The 23,499-nt window shown below is 42.1% G+C and carries 18 protein-coding genes; 16 read left to right on the top strand and 2 right to left on the bottom strand.

The window, feature by feature from the left end:
* Window positions 1-5 precede the first annotated feature (5 nt).
* From arsD to DS742_RS20995, 3 genes are read left to right on the top strand one after another with little or no spacing between them, the layout of a single operon-like run.
* Window positions 6-401 (top strand): arsenite efflux transporter metallochaperone ArsD, encoded by a 396-nt coding sequence (arsD, locus tag DS742_RS21005; RefSeq protein ID WP_117418919.1) that lies wholly within the window; start codon window positions 6-8, stop codon window positions 399-401.
* Window positions 401-2,137, top strand: a complete 1,737-nt coding sequence (gene arsA / locus DS742_RS21000; RefSeq protein ID WP_117418979.1) for an arsenical pump-driving ATPase — start codon at window positions 401-403, stop codon at window positions 2,135-2,137. Before arsD ends, arsA begins: the two co-directional genes overlap by 1 nt.
* Window positions 2,138-2,155: 18 nt before the next feature.
* Entirely contained in the window at window positions 2,156-2,572 is a 417-nt protein-coding gene (locus tag DS742_RS20995; RefSeq protein ID WP_242996664.1) for an arsenate reductase ArsC, read from the top strand.
* Between the two features lie 702 nt (window positions 2,573-3,274).
* On the opposite strand, the gene DS742_RS20985 is transcribed toward DS742_RS20995, so the two are convergent.
* The gene (locus tag DS742_RS20985; RefSeq protein ID WP_117418917.1) at window positions 3,275-3,976 is read right to left on the bottom strand and encodes a FadR/GntR family transcriptional regulator; all 702 of its coding nucleotides are present in this window, start codon (window positions 3,974-3,976) and stop codon (window positions 3,275-3,277) included.
* Between the two features lie 264 nt (window positions 3,977-4,240).
* Here DS742_RS20985 and hypB point away from each other — a divergent pair, with 264 nt between their 5' ends.
* From hypB to DS742_RS20935, 10 genes are all read left to right on the top strand, one after another.
* On the top strand, window positions 4,241-4,921 hold the full coding sequence (gene hypB, locus DS742_RS20980) for a hydrogenase nickel incorporation protein HypB (RefSeq protein WP_117418916.1): 681 nt from the start codon (window positions 4,241-4,243) through the stop codon (window positions 4,919-4,921).
* Between the two features lie 58 nt (window positions 4,922-4,979).
* The gene (locus DS742_RS20975; RefSeq protein WP_117418915.1) at window positions 4,980-7,670 is read left to right on the top strand and encodes an FAD-dependent oxidoreductase; all 2,691 of its coding nucleotides are present in this window, start codon (window positions 4,980-4,982) and stop codon (window positions 7,668-7,670) included.
* A 20-nt stretch (window positions 7,671-7,690) separates the two neighbouring features.
* Window positions 7,691-8,032 carry a hydrogenase maturation nickel metallochaperone HypA/HybF gene (locus DS742_RS20970; RefSeq protein WP_117418914.1) on the top strand — a complete coding sequence of 114 codons (342 nt, stop codon included), beginning with the start codon at window positions 7,691-7,693 and terminating at the stop codon, window positions 8,030-8,032.
* A gap of 324 nt (window positions 8,033-8,356) precedes the next feature.
* Window positions 8,357-8,992: an MBL fold metallo-hydrolase gene (locus DS742_RS20965; protein WP_117418913.1), complete on the top strand. Its 636-nt coding sequence runs from the start codon at window positions 8,357-8,359 to the stop codon at window positions 8,990-8,992.
* Between the two features lie 273 nt (window positions 8,993-9,265).
* A complete protein-coding gene (locus tag DS742_RS20960; RefSeq protein WP_117418912.1) occupies window positions 9,266-10,153 on the top strand; it encodes a MerR family transcriptional regulator in 888 nt (295 codons plus the stop codon).
* Window positions 10,154-10,253: 100 nt separating this feature from the next.
* Window positions 10,254-10,856, top strand: a complete 603-nt coding sequence (locus DS742_RS20955) for a TetR/AcrR family transcriptional regulator (RefSeq protein ID WP_117418911.1) — start codon at window positions 10,254-10,256, stop codon at window positions 10,854-10,856.
* Window positions 10,857-10,858: 2 nt separating this feature from the next.
* Window positions 10,859-13,426, top strand: coding sequence for a PEP/pyruvate-binding domain-containing protein (locus DS742_RS20950; protein WP_117418910.1), 2,568 nt, complete (start codon window positions 10,859-10,861; stop codon window positions 13,424-13,426).
* A 92-nt stretch (window positions 13,427-13,518) separates the two neighbouring features.
* On the top strand, window positions 13,519-14,847 hold the full coding sequence (locus DS742_RS20945; RefSeq protein WP_170313538.1) for an AraC family transcriptional regulator: 1,329 nt from the start codon (window positions 13,519-13,521) through the stop codon (window positions 14,845-14,847).
* Between the two features lie 163 nt (window positions 14,848-15,010).
* Complete coding sequence (locus tag DS742_RS20940; RefSeq protein WP_242996662.1) at window positions 15,011-17,056, top strand: SPFH domain-containing protein; 2,046 nt, start codon at window positions 15,011-15,013, stop codon at window positions 17,054-17,056.
* Window positions 17,057-17,122: 66 nt separating this feature from the next.
* The gene (locus tag DS742_RS20935; protein WP_117418908.1) at window positions 17,123-17,980 is read left to right on the top strand and encodes an AraC family transcriptional regulator; all 858 of its coding nucleotides are present in this window, start codon (window positions 17,123-17,125) and stop codon (window positions 17,978-17,980) included.
* Window positions 17,981-18,047: 67 nt separating this feature from the next.
* On the opposite strand, the gene DS742_RS20930 is transcribed toward DS742_RS20935, so the two are convergent.
* A complete protein-coding gene (locus DS742_RS20930; RefSeq protein ID WP_117418907.1) occupies window positions 18,048-19,715 on the bottom strand; it encodes a DUF2207 domain-containing protein in 1,668 nt (555 codons plus the stop codon).
* A 238-nt stretch (window positions 19,716-19,953) separates the two neighbouring features.
* Here DS742_RS20930 and DS742_RS20925 point away from each other — a divergent pair, with 238 nt between their 5' ends.
* From DS742_RS20925 to DS742_RS20915, 3 genes are all read left to right on the top strand, one after another.
* Window positions 19,954-20,868, top strand: coding sequence for a non-reducing end alpha-L-arabinofuranosidase family hydrolase (locus DS742_RS20925; RefSeq protein WP_117418906.1), 915 nt, complete (start codon window positions 19,954-19,956; stop codon window positions 20,866-20,868).
* Window positions 20,869-21,053: 185 nt separating this feature from the next.
* Window positions 21,054-21,914, top strand: a complete 861-nt coding sequence (locus DS742_RS20920) for a MurR/RpiR family transcriptional regulator (RefSeq protein WP_117418905.1) — start codon at window positions 21,054-21,056, stop codon at window positions 21,912-21,914.
* Between the two features lie 185 nt (window positions 21,915-22,099).
* Window positions 22,100-23,488: a 6-phospho-beta-glucosidase gene (locus DS742_RS20915; RefSeq protein WP_117418904.1), complete on the top strand. Its 1,389-nt coding sequence runs from the start codon at window positions 22,100-22,102 to the stop codon at window positions 23,486-23,488.
* Window positions 23,489-23,499: the final 11 nt, after the last annotated feature.

Genomic DNA, 23,499 nt, shown 5'->3' with positions numbered 1-23,499 from the left:
TATTAATGAAAAAGATGCAGATATTTGAACCAGCCATGTGCTGCTCAACAGGACTTTGCGGAGTTGGAGTGGATCCGGAATTATTAAGGATATCCACAGTTCTGAATACCTTAAAGAATCATGGAGTGCATGTTGACCGGTTTAATCTTACAAATGCACCTCAGGAATTTGTAACGAATAAAACAGTAAATGATTTTGTCAGAGAAAAAGGCGTGGAAGGGTTACCGGTTATCGTTGTGGATGGAGAAATTACTATAACTGGAAGATATCCATCAAATGAAGAGTTTATGCAATTGCTTGATGTTCCGGCACATTATATTGGCAGTAACACAGGTGATCGGAAAGCTGAAACTAAAAAAAATAAGGGCTGTGGCTGTTCTGGAGGGGATTGCTGTTGTTAATGGAAAATTTTCAAATAGAAAAGGCAGGATTCACAAAGTATCTTTTCTTTACTGGAAAAGGCGGAGTTGGAAAAACTTCAACAGCCTGTGCCACAGCGGTATCCCTCGCTGATTCAGGTAAAAAAGTTCTGCTGATCAGTACGGATCCGGCCTCCAATCTCCAGGATGTATTTGAAACAGAATTAAATAATAAAGGCGTTCCCATTCCTGGAGTAGCTAATCTTGTAGTGGCAAACTTAGATCCCATTGAGGCAGCCGGGGAATATCGTGAAAGCGTAATCGCACCTTACCGCGGACAGCTGCCTGAGGCTGTGATAAAAAATATGGAGGAACAGCTTTCTGGTTCCTGTACTGTTGAAATTGCAGCATTTAATGAATTCTCCAAATTTATTACAGACCAAAAAGTTCAGGATGAATTTCATTATATTATATTTGATACTGCACCCACAGGGCACACATTAAGGATGCTGAAGCTTCCAGCGGCCTGGAGCAATTTTATCAGCGAAAATACCCATGGTGCTTCCTGTCTGGGGCAGCTGGCCGGACTGGAAAGCAAGAGAGAAATCTATAAAAAGGCTGTAGAAACATTAGCGGATGGAAATCTTACGACCTTAATTCTGGTTTCAAGACCAGAGGTAACACCGTTAAAAGAAGCGGCGAGAGCCTCTCTTGAACTCACAGATATTGGAGTAAGAAATCAGATGATGATCGTAAATGGCATATTAACATCTTATGATGATACTATTTCAGAAAGCTTATATAAAAAGCAGCAGGCAGCTCTTGCCGGTATGCCGGAAGAACTTAAGAATATGAAATGCTGTTTCATACCTCTCAGAGCCTATAATATAACCGGTATGGAAAATGTAAGAGCTTTGCTGGAAAAAGACAGTTATATCATTCATGATGATAAAATTAAGGCAGATATCATTCCGGGTTTAAATGATGTAATTGACGATTTATATGTTTCCAACAAAAAAGTCATATTTACCATGGGGAAAGGCGGTGTGGGTAAAACAACAATAGCAGCCTCTATTGCATCAGGTTTGGCATCAAGAGGAAAAAAGGTTCATCTGACTACAACCGATCCGGCCGCTCATCTTAAATTTGTTATGAGTGAGACTGATAAGATTACAATGAGCCATATCGATGAAAAAGAGGAGTTAAAGAAGTATCAGCAGGAGGTACTTTCAAAAGCAGGGGAATCTATGTCAGAAGAGGACCTCGCATATATAGAAGAAGATTTAAGATCTCCCTGTACCCAGGAAATTGCCGTATTCAGGGCCTTTGCAGATATCGTTGAAAAGGCAGAAGACCAGATTATAGTGATTGATACCGCACCGACCGGACATACGTTATTACTTCTGGATTCAACACAAAACTACAATCAGGAAATGAAACGCTCCCAGGGTGAAGTTCCTGAATCAGCAAAAAAACTGCTTCCAAGATTAAGGAATAAAGATGAGACAGAAGTTATTATTGTAACTCTTGCAGAAACCACTCCGGTCTATGAAGCATTACGCCTGGAAGAAGATTTAAAGCGGGCTGACATTTCTGCAAAGTGGTGGGTGATCAATTCTTCCCTTTACCGTACCGGTACGACTAATAAATTGCTGTCAGCAAAGGCCGGTAATGAAATTGAATGGATTAATAAGGTGGCTGAGCATGCAAATGGAAATTTTGCAGTGATAAGCTGGATTCCGGACGAAATAAAAAATGAGAGTCTATATTTGCTGTAGATAAAAGAGGTGATAGCAATGGAGAAAATGAAAAAAGATAATAAACCGAAAGTTGCCTTCGTTTGTGTGCATAATTCCTGCCGGAGTCAGATAGCAGAAGCGCTGGGAAAGCATCTTGCCAGTGATGTATTTGAAAGTTATTCGGCAGGAACTGAGTTAAAGGATCGGATCAATCAGGATGCGGTTCGGTTAATGAAAAAGATATATGGGATTGATATGGAGGCAACGCAGAAGAGTAAGTTAATTCAAGATATACCTGGTCCGGATGTAGTAATCACTATGGGCTGCAATGTGAATTGTCCTGTTCTTCCATGTAAAATGAGAGAGGACTGGGGATTAGATGATCCCACAGGGAAAGATGATGCTGTTTTTGAGGAAACAATCGGGATAATTGAGAACAAAATCATTGATTTAAAAAACAGGCTGAATAAGTAAATATATGAATAAATAGTGGGCAGCTTCAAACAACAGGCTGCCCACTATTTGTGGTTTGTTGTTAGAGAACCATCAGCACCTCCTTTTCCAGCAGTATACCATGACCGGCGAATATGCCGCTCGACTGTGAATGCTTTTTTAGAGTATAAAAGAATCGTTTTTGTAAAAGTGCAATATCCAGAACTATATATAAAAAAGAATGATTAGATTGGCTGTTTAAGAGATTGAATAATGGGGTAAGGAAAACGAAAAGGAACGGATTTCACGACTTGTCTAACTTCGGCATAAAATATAGTATATCCTATTAAGAAAGGAGTGATATTTATGTGTTGTTGTAGATGTGCTTGCTGCAGACGTAATTCCTGGTCTGTAATTGACTGGGGTGAAGTGGAATCTGATGACGACTACAACGGTAACCTTAACGATTATTTCAGCGATAATTTCAGCGATAACTTTAGGGATAACTTCAACGATAACTTTAGGGATAACTTCAACGATAACTTTAGCAATAACATTATCATTATAATTAACGATAGCTTTAACAATAACACTCTTTAGGATATGATAAAAGGCAGGTATCCAGTTGAACGGGCCTGCCTTTAATATGAGTAATTTAAGAACAGGCAGATGTGGAAAAAGCCAAAGTATTATACAAGCACAGGAGAACCATAACGGAAACTGAAAATCTCTGCATACCCGGCCCTAATAGATCTGATGCCCGCCTTCCAGAGCATCATCCAGCTGTTTATCGGTGCATCTCCTCGCTGCCCCGGCATCACGTTCTTTGATACATTTATATAAACAAAGCACACTGTCGTATAACGCCTCTTTTCCGTATCGCAGACAAAAGCGCTTCCAAAGCTGTGTTACAACAGGTTTAAATGATATGTAAATCAACGGTATAATACTGTTTCCACTGATAACAGAAAGCTTGTGATGAAAAGAAAAGGTGGCAAGAACAGTATCATCTATGGTTTTTGCAGCAGCAACCTCCTCTAATAATCCTTCCAATCCGAGAATATCTTCATTTGATGAGTTTTTAATAATTGAATCGGTTGCCAGATGTTCCAACGCCCTCCGAACTTCTATGATTGAGTAAATTTCGGCCTGTCCAAGTGTATCTCCATGATATTCCATAATGGCATTTAAGGTATTAATGTTGCCGTTCCTGCCGTAATCTGCCACAAATACTCCCTGCCTCGGATGCACTTCCAGAAAACCCTGTTTTTCAAGTTCAGCAAACCCGCTGTTAACGACTGCCCGGCTGACCTGCATCTGCCTTGCAATGTCCCTCTCAGAAGGCAGTCTGCTTCCAACCGGCATTTGTCCGGATAAAATCATGTCACGAATCTGACGAATAAACATTTCTTTTAAGCTTAAAGCGCTAAGTTTCTGAAATTCCATTTTTTTTCCTCATTCTGGCTCTGGTCATACCAGAGATTGAACCTATTTTATCATATATTCTTACTAAAATTCAATAAATAATTATGGGAAAATGACAGTTATTTTTTGCATGATTGCCAGTGCACTGAGAATATTTTATAATAATATTGTTATGACTGAACCAGTATACATATAAAAAACAATCCTGTATCTTTATGGTTAAAAGAACTTATTTTTTAGCCGTCAGATGACAGAGACAACAATGGTAAGGAAGGAGCGCGGCGCATGAAAGATTTTAAAGTTCTTGAGATAAAAACAAGTGTCTTTGCTGACAACAACTTACAGGCTGAAAAGCTTCGTGAAGAATTAAAGGATAAGAATGTATTTCTTCTTAATCTGATGTCAAGTCCCGGGGCAGGTAAGACAACCACTCTGGTCCGTACAATCAATGCCTTAAAGGACGACCTTCATATCGGCGTTATGGAGGCAGATATTGATTCTGATGTGGATGCCCGTACCATTTCGCAGACTGGTGCAAAAGCGATTCAGCTTCATACAGGCGGTATGTGCCATCTGGATGCGGAAATGACACGTCAGGGTCTGGAGGGTCTTGATCCGGACGGCCTGGACCTTGTAATATTGGAAAATGTGGGCAACCTGGTCTGCCCTGCGGAATTTGACACCGGTGCTGTAAAAAATGCCATGATTCTCTCCGTACCGGAAGGAGACGACAAGCCTCTGAAATATCCGCTGATGTTTTCTATCTGTGATGTGGTACTGATAAACAAGATGGATGTATTGCCGTATTTTAATTTTGATCTGGAAAAATGCAAAGCAAATATACGCCTCCGTAATCCAAACGCAGTTATTATTCCCATCAGTGCACTGAAAGAGGAAGGCTTAAAAGAATGGACCGACTGGCTTGGCAATGCAGTAAAATCCTGGTGTGATAATAAAATAGATTGATTTTAAAATGAAATCTGATAAATTCTAAAAGCGCGAAACAGGCGCGGGAAAGGGAACTATGAGTGAATTAAGACCTAAAATAGTAAAGCTGGCAAAAATGGTAGGCGGTATTGCAGGCGTCATGAATAAAATCGATGAAAATTCTCCCGAATACTATGCACTGGATTGTGTCGTAACCGATGACATGGCTGACATTGCCATGATAATCGGGCTGCGCAGGCCGCGTACCTTTGAATATGTGGCAAAACGCTCCGGAAAAAGTAAAAAAGAGACGAAGGCCCTCCTGGAGCAGCTGGCTTACACCGGTGTAGTCAAAGTATGGAAAGATAAAGAAGATCACAAAGAACGTTTTTTTGTGAATATCTTTGCTCCCGGTATGTTGGAAATGATGGTTAATAACCGGGAACAGTTGAACGAGCATCCTGAAATCGGAAAAGCCTTTGAAGAATATACCAGACTGCGTCTTGCACCCATGGCAGCTAAATTCCCCCAGGGTATGGCCATGATGCGTGTGATTCCGGTAGAAGAGGCCATCCGGGATATTCCCGGTACGAAACCCTGGGAACATCTTTCCTACTATCTGGATAAATATGATACATTCTCCGTATCTGACTGCTCCTGCCGCCAGTCCCGCCGTGTCATTGATGAGGGATGCGGTCATCTGGAAAAAGAAATCTGCATCCAGATGGGGGAAGGTGCCGAATATTATATAAAGACAGGCAGAGGCCGCCAGATCAGCAGAGAAGAAGCAAAAGAGATTATCAAGTTTGCAGAAAATAACGGACTGATGCATGAAATGCCCCATACAGACGGACTTGGTGAATCAGCGGCAATCTGTAACTGCTGTGGCTGTTCCTGTTTTTCCCTCCGCCTTGCAACCCTTTTTAATACTCCTGATTCCATACGGTCTAATTATACAGCCAAAGTAAAAAAGGAAAACTGTGTGGCCTGCGGACAGTGTGTGGAGAACTGCCCGGTGAATGCGTTAACACTAGGACAAAAACTCTGCTCCAAAACACCAGTCACCATAAAGGCAGAGCCTACCGCCCGCGACCATATCTGGAAAGAAAGCAACTGGAATGTGGATTACCGCATAAACCGCAAAGATGTTGCCAAAGAAGGTACATCTCCGTGTAAAACGGCCTGTCCAGCCCATATAGCCGTACAGGGTTACATAAAGCTTGCTGCTTCCGGCCGTTACCGTGAAGCGTTAGAATTGATAAAAAAAGAAAATCCTTTCCCTGCTGTCTGCGGACGGATCTGCCCTCACGGCTGTGAAAGTGAGTGCACCCGCGGAGATATTGATGAACCGGTTTCCATTGATGAAATCAAAAAATTTATTGCGGATAAAGAGCTGGATGCATCTGTCCGCTATATTCCTCCTATGCGTTATCATCTTGGAAATAAAATTGCAGTGGTGGGTTCCGGTCCTTCCGGTCTTTCCTGTGCGTATTACCTGGCAATTGACGGTTATCAGGTAACTGTTTTTGAAAAAGAAGAGAAACCGGGTGGTATGCTCACTCTTGGCATACCTTCCTTCCGCTTGGAAAAAGAGGTCCTGAATGCTGAAATTGACGTTCTTCGGGAGATGGGCGTTACTTTTAAAACCGGAATTGAAGTTGGAAAAGATATCACGCTTAACCAGCTTCGTGAAGATGGGTATGAAGCCTTTTATCTGGCAATCGGCGCACAGGGAGGCAGAAGTCTTGGCATTGAGGGGGAAGAAGGCGAGGGGGTTATTTCAGGCGTAGATTTCCTTCGCAATGTGAACCTTGGAAGAAAAGTACAGCTTTCCGGTAATGCAGTAGTGATCGGCGGTGGAAATGTAGCCATTGACGTTGCCCGTACGGCTGCAAGACAGGGGGCAGCTGCAATTAATCTTTACTGTCTGGAGAGTCTTAGTGAAATGCCGGCATTACCGGATGAGATTGCAGAAGCTGAAGAAGATAACGTTTCCTTCCATAATGGCTGGGGTCCCAAACGAATCCTGACGGAAGACGGAAAGGTGACCGGAGTGGAATTTAAGCGCTGCACCAGTGTATTTGATGCAGACAACCATTTTGCTCCAACGTATGATGAAAATGATACAATCATTGTAAAAGCCGATTCGGTGCTGCTTTCCATCGGTCAGTCCATAGAATGGGGCGGTCTTCTTTCAGAAAGCAGGGTAGAACTTGGACGGGGCGGTACAGCAAAAGCGGACAGTCTGACTTTGCAGACTTCACAACCGGACGTTTTTGTGGGCGGCGACTGCTTTACCGGTCCTAAATTTGCAATCCATGCCATAGCATCCGGAAAAGAAGCTGCAATATCCATTCACCGTTATGTACAGCCCGGACAGTCTCTTGTATTTGGCCGTGACCGCCGTGAATATCATGCTTTTGATAAAAACAACATTGCCATCGGTTTACAGGATTTTGATATGACGCCCCGCCAGAGACCAGGACATTCTCCTGAGAAAAAAGGCACTTTCTATGATGAGCGTCTGACCTTTACAGAGGAACAGTTAAAGAGAGAGACAGAACGCTGCCTCGGCTGCGGAACGGTAGAAATCGACCGTTATAAGTGTATCGGATGCGGCTTATGCACGACCAAATGTAAATTTGATGCAATCAGCCTGGAACGCACCTATGACACGGTTCCAGATACTTATGAAAAGCTTCCTGTCAAGATTGCTGCCAATGCAATTGTACGTACCGGTAAGATTGCTGCCACAACTCTCAAAGAAAGCGCCGTCAAAAGAAGCTGAAGAGAAGAGGAGAGGCAGCAATGCATGAACTTGGTGTACTAAACTCTATGGTCCATACCATTGAGCGTATTGTAAAAGAGCAGAACATAACAGAAGTCAGCAAACTTGTCATCGAGGTTGGAGAGCTTTCCGGTATTGTTCCCAGATATTTGGAGCAGAGCTGGCCGGCCGCCTCCTATAAGACCTTTATGGAAAAAACGCAGCTGGAGCTTATCGTCATTCCGGGTATTGTTAAATGCAAAGGGTGCGGCAGGGTATTTAATGCCGTTTACAGTGATTTATGCTGTCCTGACTGCAAAAGCAGGGAAATGGAAATTTTAGAAGGTGATGACATGATAATTAAGGAAATCGTGTGCTGCTAAAGATTTCTCCTGCCAATTGAATTCACAAGTAAAAAAAACAGACGTTTTTTATTATGAGATTGTACCTGACATGGTAATTCATATAGAAAAAGTCTGTTTTTTATTTTATCTGGATTTCTCTTATAATGAACATTGATAATGTAATTTGCATGCGCTGGCATTGATATTCTATTTTGGCCTCCTACATTGGTGCATTTATATTTATTGTTAAAATATAATAGCACATATTGCTATAATTGATCAATCAATCCGATGATGATAAAATAGTTGATATATAGTTTCTATACTTAAATATTTAAAAGCTAAATAGAAAGGGGCAAAAAAATGTATCATATTGTACAAATTAAAGCTGGCTCTAATTGTTATCTTGTTTCCGAAGCGGATTCGTCAATCCTTGTAGATACAGGTTTAAAAGGAAATGAGCGGAAAATATTAGATGTATGCAAAGGAAAAAACGTAAAACTTATAGTACTTACTCATGGTCATATCGATCATATTCAAAATGCAGCATATCTTGCAAATAAAATGCAGGTTCCTATTGCCATGCATGAAAAGGATATTGTTTTGATACATAATAATCTGTGCCGTGAGATGAAATCAAATGGATTTCCTGGCAATATAATAAAATTTTTCTCAGTTATGAGTGCAAAATACGCAAAAATACAGACGTTTGTGCCAGACGTTATTTTAAAGGAGGGTGACAAACTCCTGAACTATGGAATTGATGGAGAGGTGATTGAACTGCCTGGTCATACTCAGGGATCCATTGGAATTAAGCTGGGAGACCAATATTTACTGGCAGGAGATGCATTAATGAATTTTTTCGCTCCTGGTGTATCGTTATTGTATGAAAATCGGGAACAAATGCAAAAGAGTGCAAAAAGAATTTCTGATATGGGCAGATTAATTATTTATTTCGGACATGGGAATGCGGTTGAAAACCGTATATGGGTAAAATAATATGCGTGATTATGAAATGATATCAGAACAAGTGGAACGGCTGGTTCACAAGCATAACCAGAAAGAAGATATGAAACATTAAATTTGTTTTGAAGAACATCATAAATATCATGTGGAAAATGAAGGTCTTAACTGGAAACCATTCCCTGTTAAGGCCTTTTTGCTGCCTCAACTATAAAGCCTGCTTTTACAAAACTTTGCAAAAATATATTGACCCTGACATCATGTCATAGTGTAATATGGAATCAGACGTACAGGAGGTGAAGATTTGGTATGAAAACAATTAAACAGGTCTCGGATCTAACGGGTATCAGTATCCGGATGCTGCATTATTACGACAAGATCGGTTTGCTGAAACCCAGTAAAACAACAGATGCAGGGTATCGGCTATACGGTGATGATTCTCTTGATATTCTGCAGCAGATACTTTTTTTCAAAGAGTTGGATATTCCGTTGAAAGAGATGAAAGAAATTTTGGAAAGTTCACATTATGACAAGAGACAGGCTCTCCGTAAGCAAAAAGGTCTGCTGACGCTGAAAAGAGACAGACTGAACGAACTGATAGAGCTTATTGAGAAAAAATTGAAAGGTGATGATACAATGAGTTTTAAAGAATTTGATATGAGTGAATATTTTAATATGCTGGAAACATTTAAGCAGGAACATGAGAATGAAGTGGTCAAATATTATGGCAGCGTGGAGAAATTCAATAAAATCATTGAAACAATGAAATCCAAAGAGCTTGAGAGCGCTAAAATGGCAATTAAGCAGTTTGGAAGTATTGAAAAATACACAGAAGCCATTAAAAATAACCTGGATCACCTGCCGGACGTGGTAGAAGGATTTCAGACTTTAAAAAACAATATAGATGTTTATATGGCTCAAATGGCTGAATTAATGGAACGTTTCACATCAGATTTAAGTAAAAATCCTTCTTCGCCTGATATCCAGAAAATCGTGAAAGAAATGGATGATATGGTCAGGGAGCAAAATGAAATTGTCGGAATGGACATGGGAGAAAACTACTGGGGACTGATGGCAGACTTATATTTAACAAACTCCGCGTTCACAAAAGTTCATGATATAAAGTACGGCAAGGGTGCAACAAAATTTATAGGGGAAGCCCTCAAAGTCTACAGTGAGAACGATGCAGTTTCTTAATATTAACGAAAGCTAAATAATTCTTTACAAGCGACCGTTAGTCGTTATATAATAAAACCATAAGAAACGACCGACGGTCGCTATATGGAGGTATTGTCACATGCCAAAAGGAATTATGCTTACACCCGAACAGCAGGAAGCACGCCGGGAAGAAATTATCGGTGTTACTTTGCGCCTCGTAGCTGAAAATGGATTCCAGAAAACATCAATGCGGGAAATTGCAGTTTTAGCAAATATGGGAAAGTCCAGTCTCTATGATTTTTTTAAAACAAAAGACGAGATCATTGTATACGCCGTTGAGAAAATAATAGAAGAAACCATTCAAAAGTTTCAAAGAATTATTGCTGATGAATCCTCGCCGGAGCAGTGCCTCAGAAAAATCATGAGAAAGCATCTTCAAGTACCAAAGCAGTATAGGACTGTTCTGATGTGGCTGAATACAGAATCTGACCACTTGGAAGAGGAATATCGAAAGCGGTTGAAAGCTATGCGTTACAAATATCAGGATATTATAAAATCTGTGATTGAAAACGGAGTGAGCGCAGGCATTTTTCGCAAAACGGATGCCGGTCTTTTAACACGTTTACTGATTAATTCCGTTATGGCAATCGTCTACACATCCCGGCCGTCAGCCAGTCCGGAAACAATGCTTGATGAAACAATGAATATATTTCTGCACGGAATCATGAATGGAGGTGAATGATTATGATTGATTATATCCTGCCCCTGGCGCATAAACAGGCAACCCTTGAAGCAGTTGGGGGAAAAGGTATGTCTTTATCAAAACTCCTGACAGCGGGAATTCCTGTACCCGACGGCTTTCATGTTACCACAGTTTCCTACCGGAATTTTGTTGAAATGAATCATATTCAGCCTCATATTAACAGGCTGCTGGCTGATATTGATTTTAACAATACCAGCCAGCTTGAAGATGTATCTGCCCATATTGGGATGCTTTTCCATAATGGAATTATGCCCCAGGCAGTGTCTGATGCAATTAAAACCGCTTATGCCGGATTAGGGAGCATCGCGGTGGCTGTCCGTTCTTCTGCGACCGCCGAAGACTTGCCTGACGCTTCTTTTGCGGGACAACAGGATACATATCTTAACATACAAGGTGAAAGCGAAGTTCTTGATGCTGTTAAGCGGTGCTGGGCTTCTCTGTGGACGGCCCGGGCGATAGCTTACCGCTTGAAGAAAGATATAAAGCAGGAGCTTGTGGCGCTCGCTGTTGTAGTACAAAAGCTTGCATTATCCGATGCGTCCGGTGTGATGTTTACAAGAAACCCCATCAATGGCAGACAAAGCGAATTGATTATTAATGCTGCCTGGGGGCTTGGTGAAGCAGTGGTTTCCAGTTTCGTTTCACCCGATACGATTGTTATGGATAAGAAGTCCGATCGAATTATATCCTATGATACGGCAGACAAAGAAATCATGACGGTCCGCACCTCAGACGGAACGGAAGAAATCCAGACTCCTGAACGGTTAAGGAAGAAACATGCTCTTACCCGGGACCAGATCAGGCGGCTGGCACAGCTTGGAAAGAAAATTGAAACGTATTATCAAATGCCTATGGATGTAGAGTGGGCGCTGGAAAATGATAAATTGTATATTGTTCAGGCCCGCCCCATAACGGTCCTGCCGCCGGAATGGACGCTTCCGGAAAAAGATGTGATTTACACAAAGGGCAGCCTGGCGGAACACCTGCCAAATCCTGTTACGCCCTTATTCGCCACGCTTGGTCTTGAAATCGTCAACCGCGCATCGGCGCTTTTATGGGCAGATATGTTTGATAAAAGTGCAAAAAAGCTGCTGCCCGATAAAGGGGCATACACGACCATTAATGGATATGTCTATCTTTCCGCCAAATCAAAACCGCTCTTAATTGCCGTCAAATCCCTTTCTCCCCGCTCCCTGCGCAGGGCACTCACCAACAGCGTAGCACGCTGGGAAGCGGCGCGGGATGAATTTCAGGTTGTGATTCAAGAATGGGAAGAAAAACCTCTTCATACGCTGAACGCCCATCAGTTGATGGAGGGTATTCAGTGCGTATTTTACGCCGCCTGTATTTATTTCACAAGGATTCAGCTTACACTGCCCGCTGCCTCTGTCAGCGAAACATTATTTACAAAATTATTTCAGGGAGCGGCCCGCCGCGCCGGTATGACAAATACTGCCGTTTTCCTGTCAGGGTTTGATACCATTGCTCTGCAATCGGATAAGAATCTGTGGGGGATATCGGAATGGGCAAAGAAAAATGAACCTCTCAGCCTTTATCTGAAAAACAATCCTGCAATGAAGATAGGGAAAGATTTCATGTCCCCGGCTGTGCCTGCCGGAGTTTCTCAGGAAGTATGGATAGAATGGAAAAACCGAATCAATCTGTATTTCAAAGAATTTGGCCGCACCGCTTATGAATTTGATTTTGCGTATCCCACACCGCAGGAAACGCTTACACCTGCTCTGGAATCCATAAAAACGTTCGTTGAAGAAAAGGGGGAAAGTCCTTTTTTACGCCAGGACACATTTGTAAAGCAAAGGAAACAGGCAGAAGAAGAGATATTAAAACAGATAGATGGCTCCCGTAAAAAGCTGTTTTTCAAGCTGCTCCATTGGGCGCAGGAAACTGCCCCCATGCGTGAAAACGCTATTTATTTAATGGGAATGGGGCATCCGCTGATTCGCCGTATGTTTCAGGAACTTTCAGTACGCTTTATACACGGGGGAGCTATTTCACAAACAGATGATATTTACTGGCTCACAAAAATGGAATTGGAAGCACTCATAGTTCAGCTGGATAAAAATATGCCTCTGTCTGATAGGAGCGGAGTAATACCTGCCCGAAAGGCGGAACTCAAAAAGTACAGGGGTTATGTGCCGCCTTCCAAATTGCCGGAGAAAAACGAAAAAACCATATCACACGCACCACAGAAACTCAAGGATGGAAAAATTTTGCTGAAGGGAATTGGAACCAGTGCCGGTATTGTGACGGCGCCTGCCTGTGTGCTGGGCAGCCCGGCAGATTTTGAAAGCTTTGAGCCTGGAAGTGTGTTGGTTGCCGTTACCACAACTCCCGCATGGACACCATTATTTTCTTCAGCTAGTGCCATTGTAACAGACATTGGCGGTCCTCTCAGCCATTCAAGCATTGTCGCGCGGGAATATGGAATCCCCGCCGTCATGGCGACACACACTGCCACACGGATTATCCGGAGCGGGCAAATGGTAACGGTGGACGGATCGGCGGGGACGGTGACACTCAGTGAATGACCTGTGATGTAATATGATTGGAAAAAAAGTCGGACCTCTCTTAAAATGATATGATATACTGTCATTGTCTTAAGACGAAAGGACGAGAAAGTATGAATTATTATGAATGTATGCAAGAATCCATTAATTATATTGAAACAATGATATATGAAGAAATTGATTTAAATAAAGCTGCTGATCGTGCATTTATGTCATTATCAAATTATTACAGGCTGTTTTTCGCTATTGTCGGTTGTAATGTAAAAGAATACATCCGATTAAGGCGGATTCACCTGGCGGCACAGGATCTGTTATCCAATGACTGCAGCATCCTTGATACAGCTGTGAAATATGGTTTTACCAGTGCCGATTCCTTCTCGCGTGCATTCAAAAAAGCAACAGGATTTCTTCCGAGTATTTTCAGAAAGCAGGAAAGACAATACATTTTTGAGAGGGTTGATATTATGGATAAATATTTTGAGGAGCAGGACCTGGAACTGTCAGAGAAATATCCTGATATAAAAGTGCTGAAGGAAACCGGTTCCTTTTATGGAGCTGCGTTTCGGGCAGACAGTAAAACGCCGGAAAATGATGCATTTATGGGACTGAAGGAATGGTTTGATAGAAACAATATCGGAGACATTATGCCGGATTACCGTGTGTATGGATATGACATTCCAAACTCAGGAAAAGAGGATGGTACTTATGGATATGAAGTTGTTGTAACAATTCCTGATGATTTTGAAGTCATGGGAGAGGGGGTAGTAAAGAAGCATTTTGAAGGCGGTCTTTATGCTGTGACAGAAACCACAGTCGGTGATATTGTAAAGGCATGGCAGAGATTTATATCCTGGCTGGATATCAGCCGGTATGAAATGGGAGCTCATCAGTGCCTGGAAGAGCATGAGATCGACAGTGGCTTTCTAAAACGGGATTTTGAGAATCCCGAAAATATCAGAATCAATCTTTATATGCCTGTAGTAAAAAGAAGCCAGACTGAATATGGCAAAGTGACGCTGCAGCCGGTTCGTGTGGCATATTATCGGGAATATGGAAATGATTCCGAACAGACGGCCCATAATGTCTTTAAGGTAATGCTGACCTGGGCAAAGAAGAACAGACTTGATTGCAGTAAATGCAAAATGTATCTGTATAATCATGGATTCACCAAAGTAAAAAAATTCTGGTTTGAGATTATGATTACACTTGATGAGAATTTTGTATTTCAGGATGATTTGATTCAGGAAAAGATATTTGAAGGCGGAAAATATCTTACCTATGACACAAGCCTCAGCCACCTTATGCCGAGCTGGCAAAAAGTGAATCAGTATGCAGCCTCCAACAAGATAAAAAGTGGAAAACACCAGTGGGTAGAAGAATGGAATTTAGACAATTGGGAATGTCCTGGAAAGGGGATTAAAATATATTTTCCTCTTGCTTAGGTTAAAATGAAAAGGATGGACTCTGCCATAATAAGGCAGGGTCTTTAAAATTAATAAAAGTTATCTTTAAGATCACAGATTTATATGTTACTATTAGCTTAGTTCCCAGAGGCATTTGTGATGGAGCATGTATTATCAAAAATAGCAGATTGGAGGATTTTTTATGGAAGAATGGCTGATGATGGCGGGATATTCTGTAGGAATAATTGTATTGCTTTACCTGTTTATCTTCAAGATACTTGGATTAAGAATCATCAACTCAAACGAAGTAGCTGTAGTAGAAAAATGGTGGAGTCTTAAGGGTTCACTTAAAGATTCCATTATTGCACTTAACGGAGAAGCGGGATATGCACCCGGTCTTTTGAGGGGCGGTATCCATTTCAAATCCGTACTGATGTATAAAATACATAAGTACCCGCTTATTACGATTCCCCAGGGACAAATCGCCTATTTATTTGCCCGTGACGGTGCTCCGCTTTCTCCGGTGCAGACGCTGGGACGGATTGTGCCTGAAGCAAACAATTTTCAGGATGTTGCCGGATTCTTAAAAAATGGCGGGCAGCGCGGTCCGCAGAGGGGAATTTTAAGAGAGGGTACTTATGCCATTAATCTGGCACAGTTCATTGTGATCACGCCCAGCGCGATCAAATCCATCTCCAGCAACTTAAAGCAGGAGCGCAGCGAATTAATCAGCATGCAGAAAACTCTGGCTGAACGGGAGGGATTCTCGCCTGTTGTGATCATGGGCAGAGGGGGTAATGAGTCCAGTGACATGATGGGAATTGTTACAGTGCACGACGGAACGCCTATTTCGCAAGGCGAGATTATTGCTCCGGATGTAGGCGAAGAACATGCCAGTTTTCAGGATCCGGAGAAATTTCTGGAACTTGGCGGAAGACGGGGCAAACAGATTCAGATTTTGACGGATGGTACCTATTACATCAATCGTCTTTTTGCTACAGTTGAATTCCGTCCCAAAACAGTTGTGCCCATTGGCTTTGTAGGCGTTGTGGTTTCTTTCTTTGGCAGTGAGGGTGTAGATACCTCAGGAGAAAACTATAAGCATGGAGAACTTGTAAGCGTTGGCTCCAAGGGTGTACTGGAAAAACCTCTGATGCCAGGAAAATATGCGTTTAATACCGATGCGGGCAAGGTCGTACTTGTTCCCACAACCAACATCATTTTAAAGTGGAACAAAACCGAAACCGGTGATCATAAGTATGATGAGAACCTGACGGAAGTGGATATTATCACCAAGGATGCCTTTGAGCCATCCCTTCCGCTGTCCGTAGTCATGCATATTGACTATAAGCAGGCACCATGGGTCATTCAGCGCTTTGGTGATATCGGAATGCTGGTAAACCAGTCTCTTGATCCCCTGGTCAGTGCATATTTCAAAGATGTGGCACAGACGAAGACGCTCATCGAACTGATACAGGAACGAAGTGCAATCCGTGAACGTGCTGTTCTTGAAATGAAAGAGAAGTTTGAAAAATATAATCTTCAGCTGGAAGAAGTTTTAATTGGTACGCCTAAAACGACAGTAGCCGATACCCAGATCGAGAACATTCTGATGCAGCTTCGGGAACGGCAGATTGCCGAAGAAAAAAAGGTCACCTACCAGAAGCAGCAGTCGGCAGCGGAAAGTGAGAAATCCCTGCGTGAAGCCCAGGCGATTGCGGAGCAGCAGAGCTTCCTTACGAAATCCAAGATTCAGATTGAAATTGAGGGTAACAATGGTGCGGCTCTTGCAAGCCGTGCTGAACAGGAATCCAATCAGATCATTGCTCTTGCAAAGGCCAATGCTTCCAAAATCAAGCTGGAGGGTGAAGCGGAGGCTTCCAAAGAATCGAATGTCGGTCTGGCAAAGGCACAGGCCATTGAGGCACAGGTCAAAGCTTACGGCGGTGCCGAATACCGTGTCATTCAGGAAGTCACTGATAAACTGGCCGATGCTGTCAAAAATGCTACCGTGGATATCGTTCCCAAAACTGTTGTGCAGATGGGAAGTGGAGATAACGGTTCAGGAGGCAGCTCCGGCGGGAGCGGCACCGTCATGGATACCCTGCTGAAATTCATTACACTGGATAAACTGGGTGTGTCCCTGCAGCATATTTCAGAGCCGTCTGCTGCCCCACAGGCAAATGAGTCCGCGGTAAAGTCAGACCAAGGCATAGATGCACAGGAAAAACAGCCGGAAACCGACTAAAACAAACGCATTTTATCGGGTAGGTGTAATACAATCCTGTTATACTTAGCTCAGAAAGGAGGCAGGATGGACTATTTAAAAGAAATGAATCATGCACTTGACTATATTGAAAGCAATTTGGAAGGAGAAATTGATTACTCCACAGTGGCAAAGCTGGCTTGTTGTTCAATCAGCTGTTTTCAACGAATGTTTTCGTATATTGCTGACATACACTTGTCAGAATACATTCGGCGCAGACGGATGACATTAGCTGCATTTGAATTGCAAAGAAGCAATGTAAAAGTGATTGACCTTGCTGTTAAATACGGTTATGAATCCCCGGATTCTTTTTCCCGTGCATTTTTGAATGTTCATGGAGTAATTCCCTCTGTGGCACGCAATTCCGGGAAATCTTTAAAAGCTTATCCTCGTATTACCTTTCATATTTCTATTAAAGGAGATGCTGAGATGAATTACAGGATTGAGAAGAAAGAAGAATTTCGAATTGCAGGTATGAAAAGGCATTTTCATGCACCGGAGGATGATCCGGGTGCTGTGGACAAATTCTGGAAGGAAGTTTTTGAAAATGGAACTTATGAAGAATTAATGGCTTTATCAAGTGGTGATCCGAAAGGCGTTCACGGTTTCATTGAAGTGATAAGTGAGGAAAAAGTGGACTATACCATTGCCTGCATTACTGATAAAGAGCCGCCGGAGGGCATGGACAGCTTTGTTATAAGTGAATCAACCTGGGCTGTTTTCCAGATTGAAGGTCCGGTGAATAAAGCAGTGGAAGATGCATGGAAGCGTATTTTTAGTGAATGGCTGCCTGTATCAGGATATCAGTATGCTGAAACGGTGGATATTGAATGCTTCCCATATCAGGGGAACAGAGGAGCAGCTGATTTCAAATTTGAGATATGGCTGCCGGTTAAAAAAATGTAAATATAATATAGATGATGCCGCCCAAATACCATGCAGGTCCGGGCGGCATCATTTTTAAATAGTCCTGTTATCTGCTCCCTCCGCCGCCGCCGCCGGAGAACCCTCCTCCGCCTCCGGAACTGACGCCACCGCCGGTTCCTGCTGTGTTGGAAGCCGGAGAGGCAGCACTTGAAATATGGTGTGTCATGGTCATTAAATAAATCATATTGTAGGAATTGCAGCCGTATGTGCCTGCGAAGGAGTCAAAATGTTCCGGATCAAGGGCTTTCATATGTTGAAGAACCCGCTCTCCAATTTGGAACAGGGTAGCAAACACAAGATAATCTCCCCACAGTGTTCCCTGAGATGTCTGGCCGTTACTTTGTCCTCCCATATCCATCAGATATTTTTGAAATCCAAGTATCCGGACAGCCTGCTCAAAACCAGAGGCAGTGAATCGAAGAGCGCTTTTTAAGTCTGCTGCCGCAGCATTCAAGTCCATTAATTCATGATCCCCTTCCAGTTTCACTCTGCTTTCCCATGCAGTGAGCTTCTTATAAAACTCTTCTGACCGATTTCCAATATCTGAGGTCCAGAGAATGTTGTTTTCATCGGATTCACTGAAAAAGATCATGTACAGCGTATACTCCACTGAGGGTCCTTGTGGCTGAGTCTGTGTAAATACAATAGCTTCTTCTTCCTTAAGTTTTCTGCCATTCGTATTTTCACGCTTTTCCATGCGGATATACCCTTTCTCCTGCCAGCGGATGAGATAGGCACCCATAAGATTTTCTAAGGAAATCCCCTTGCGGATCAGCTTCATGGCGGAATATACAGCGGGAATACTGCCGTCAAAAGGGATGGACCAGTTGGCGTTTATCTGTTTCATTGAAGGAAGCCGTATAACTGTTCCGTCTGCCAGTTTGTATCGGGAATAAAAGAATACAATGGGAATAATGGCCATAATAATAGCCGCCCCTAAAATGGCAAAGATGATATACATAACCGTATCTGAATTATCGTTATCTGCTTTTTTCTGCAATTTTTCAAAAGTCATATCTGCTTTTTGTGCTGTCGGAAATAAGCTTCTGTCAAAGCGGCAGAGTACATTCGCATAATCACTTTTTCCCAAAGCTTCTGAAGAAAAGGCAGTAAGGCTTCCGTCGTTGTTCATTTTCACTTCACCCTTAAAACCATAACCCCAGATTCTGGCGTTGTCTTCTGTTAATTGCGTATCAGGCTTCCGGATTTTAATATAGGCTGATCCCGGAGCGCTTGAAAGCTCTGATATAAACTGATGATAAAATCCGGCGTAATCGCCATAATCTTTGACTAATCCCTCAATCGTATATTGTATGGTATATTGATGGTTACCATAATTTCCTATTCCCCAGCAGAGTTCGTAACCACGGGAAGTCTTTAATATTCCGCAGGTGCCGGACTTTTCCTCTCTGGTGCGTTTGGTATCCCAGTTATCCAGAGTCTTGTATTGCTTACCTGATTCGTCTGAAACAAGAAAAGAATGAACGCTCATTCCATCCATGTTATATAAAGCCTTATAATACTCTGTACCGCTGGATACACCCCGCACATCCCAGATTTCCGTGATAACTGCAGAACCATCATTCTGAAGCATGACATCAATATTAATAGATGGTATCGCATCTTCAGCTGCAAATGATACAACTGACTCCAGGATAAATAGTACTGCGAGCAGTGCGAAAAAAATAAGTAACTTTTTTTGTTTTATTTTCATTTATCTTCTCCTCGTCTTGTAATTATTACACTTACAGTGCATTATACCACATTTTCCGCTTACATATCACCATCTTCCGTATGTATGACTGATTGCTGCAGGGGAGCACTTACTGTATCAGCTGCATAAGATATAAGGGGAGGCGGTATAATACGGATTCTTAAGATTATATCGGGCAGCCTGGGGAATATACAAATGGGAAAGGGCAGTAATAAGATATAAAGGGAGAGCGTATTTTATGAAGAAGTTATTAAGTGCAACAGCAGTATCAAATCCCACATGGTATGTAGGCGAGAGAGTTATTTATCATGGACAAGCGAGACCTTATGATTATTATGGCGCAAAGGATCCTACCATCGTTTATTATGGAGGAAAGTATCATGTATTTTATACCGGCGCCAATCAAAGCGGCGGCTGGCAGATGCTTTATACGTCAGCGTCCACGATCTCCGGTCTTAAAAATGCTGCGCGCACCTATATGAGTTCGATTGGGGAAAGCTATTTTTGTGCACCTCAGGTATTTTATTTTGAACCGAAAAAGTTGTGGTATCTGGTATATCAGGACGGAACACACGGTGCAGCATACGCAACAACAACGAATATAGCTGACCCAAGATCATGGTCAGGACCCAAATCCTTTGGCATCTCCGGAAATTTGGGGTGGGATTATTATGTGATTTGTGATAATTCCTATGCTTATATGTATAATACTCCAAGTGATAATTCCCATAAATTATATGTACGAAGAACTTCGCTTTCTAATTTCCCGTCAGGCTGGGGAGCGCCTTCCGTAGCCATAACAGACACCTTTGAAGGTGCAAATGTCTATAAGTCTTTAGCAGATGGCCAATACTATCTTGCGATTGAAGATATGAAAGATGGCCGGTATTATGAATTATGGCAGTCAGCCGGTGCCGGAGGTCCATGGAACAGAGTGGCTGAGAAGTGGGCATGGAGAGGCAATTTACAATATAACGCAGACAGGTGGACGACCAATGTATCTCACGGTGAATTCATCCGTGCCGGCTATAATCAGAAGATGGAGATTAATGATATAAACCGGGTTGATTTTTTGATCCAGGGTACGAATAACTTATCAGGACCTTATCAGCAGATTACCTGGGATCTGGGAGTGATAAAAAATTACAGATAAGAGAAATGGAACTATTCATGCAGTCAGTACCAAAAGAATTGTAAATGGTACAAGCTTTTAAAAGACCGTATGTGCTGACATGGGATGCCCGGCTTTATATGCCGGGTGTTCTTCAGCATTCCGGTGATTGTATAAATCTCCAAACTGATGTAAGATAAAAACAGGTTCGAAGGGAGGAGATACATATGTTAATTGATAATGAGATTAACTTATGCACCACATTTACTCCTGTTGAAAATGACGTTGCGCTTTTTGTCATGAAGAATAAGGAGCACATCATTAATTTATCTATTCAGCAATTGTCTGATGAAATACATATATCCAAATCAACCATTCACCGATTTTGTAATAAAATCGGGCTGAAAGGGTTTAATGAACTGAAAGTTAAGCTGGCACTGGATTTGGCAGAAACGCAGAAAGAGGGGGAAGTGATTGATGTTAATTATCCCTTTAAAAAGCAGGACAGTCAGAAAATGATTGCAAGCCGGCTGTTAAAACTATATGAAACAACAATCAGGGATACTTATGATTTTATCGATCCGGTGGAATTGGAGAAAATAACGAAACTGCTTCATAAAGCAAGCGTCATTGATATTTATACTCATGCACACAATTTAAATCCTGCAGAAAATTTCCAGGATAAAATGCTGACAATCGGCAGAATGGTTAATTGTCCCAAATCATTTTATAAGCAGAGAATGACGGTTTTGGCTGCTTCCGATGACCATGCAGCTCTCGTATTGTCATATTCCGGAAAAGCTACTTTCATACTGCCAATTATCCATATGCTTTATAAGAAAAACATACCTGTGGTTTTAATTGGAAAAGCAGGAAGTAATTTATATCCTAAGTATATAAAACACCATCTCTATATCAGTGACAGGGAAAACTTACGGGACAGGATATCCCAGTTTGCTTCCCATATTGCGATGCAATATATGCTGGATGTAGTGTTTGGATGTATTTATAATATTGACAGAAATAAAAATATTGATTATCTTCATGAAGCTATTTCTTTTATGGATGACAGAGAAATAGACAAATAAATGGGTGCCAAAGCACCCATTTTTTTGTCCGGAATTCAGAAAGTTTCAGCGCTTATAGCATTTAAAAAGGTTTTTTGGAAAAAAGTATCTGCATACATTGGAAAGATTGATTTTCTGATATCCAGTGTCTATGATAAATCTATCAGGAACAGTTGTTCAATTTGACAGGCATGAGGAGGGTTTAAATGGAACATTCAATAAAAATAGTTACGATTGGAGGAGGAAGCAGCTATACTCCTGAATTGATGGAGGGATTTATAAAACGTTATAAAGAACTGCCGGTCAGGGAGATCTGGCTGGTGGATATTGAAGACGGACGTGAGAAAGTTGAGATCGTTGGTGCACTGGCACAAAGAATGTGGGATGCGACGCCTTACCAGGTAAAGGTATATACCACTCTGGACAGAAGAGCGGCATTGGTAAATGCCGATTTTGTCACTACCCAGTTCCGGGTGGGGCTGTTGGATGCGAGAATTAAAGATGAGAGAATTCCTTTGCTTCATGGAATGCTGGGACAGGAAACCAATGGTGCCGGAGGGCTGCTCAAAGCCTTTAGAACCATTCCGGTAATGAAAGAAATTATATCTGATATGAAAGAATTGTGTCCGGAGGCATGGCTGATTAATTTTACAAATCCAAGCGGGATTATAACTGAGACGGTAATCAGGCATTTTGGTTGGAAAAAATGTATCGGTTTATGTAATGTGCCAACCATAGCCATGATGGCGGAGCCAGCTGTGATTCATAAAGAGGCTGGGGAATTAAATTACCGGTTTGCCGGGCTCAATCATTTCCATTGGCATAAGGTGTTTGACAAACAGGGAAAAGAGCTGACTTCCCAACTTATCGGACATATCAATGAAAGAAATGGGGGTACACCTGCAAATATTTTTCAGGCTGAGTTTCCCATGGAACTGCTGCAGACAATGAATCTGCTTCCCTGCGGATACCATAGATATTATTATATGCAGAAAGAAATGCTTGAGCACAGCCTGGAAGAATTTAAAAACGAAGGAACCCGGGCAGAGCAGATGAAGAGAGTGGAAGCTGATTTATTTGAGATATACAAACAGCCGGAACTTAAAACAAAGCCGGAACAGCTGTCAAAACGGGGAGGGGCATATTACAGCGATGCGGCATGTGAGTGCATCAGTGCAATCTACAATGATAAGAGAATTCATATGGTTGTAAGTACACAAAACCGGGGAGCGATTCCGTGTCTGGACAGTGATTCCATTGTAGAAGTGTCTTCCCTGATTTCCGCAAAAGGTGCGGAGCCCATTGTATGGGGAGAGATGCGTCCGGCAGAAAAGGGCTGGCTCCAGATTATGAAGGCAATGGAAGAGTGTACAATTTCAGCAGCCCTGACAGGGGATTATGGTCTGGCTCTTGAGGCGTTCACTATAAATCCTTTGATTCAGAGCGGATCAGAGGCAAAGCGAGTGCTCGATGAATTGCTGGTTGCACATGAAAAATACCTTCCCCAATTCCGGGAAGCAATTGAACTATTAAAGGAGAAAGGAATTGAGTCCCTTGATCCGGTAGTCAGCAGCCTTATGAAATACGGACATTAATAAGGAGGAGC

Origin of the sequence: Lacrimispora amygdalina (assembly GCF_003432035.1) — a bacterium.
In the GTDB taxonomy this organism is placed as follows: Bacteria; Bacillota; Clostridia; order Lachnospirales; family Lachnospiraceae; genus Lacrimispora; species Lacrimispora amygdalina.
This window is presented reverse-complemented; position numbering and strand designations above follow the sequence as displayed.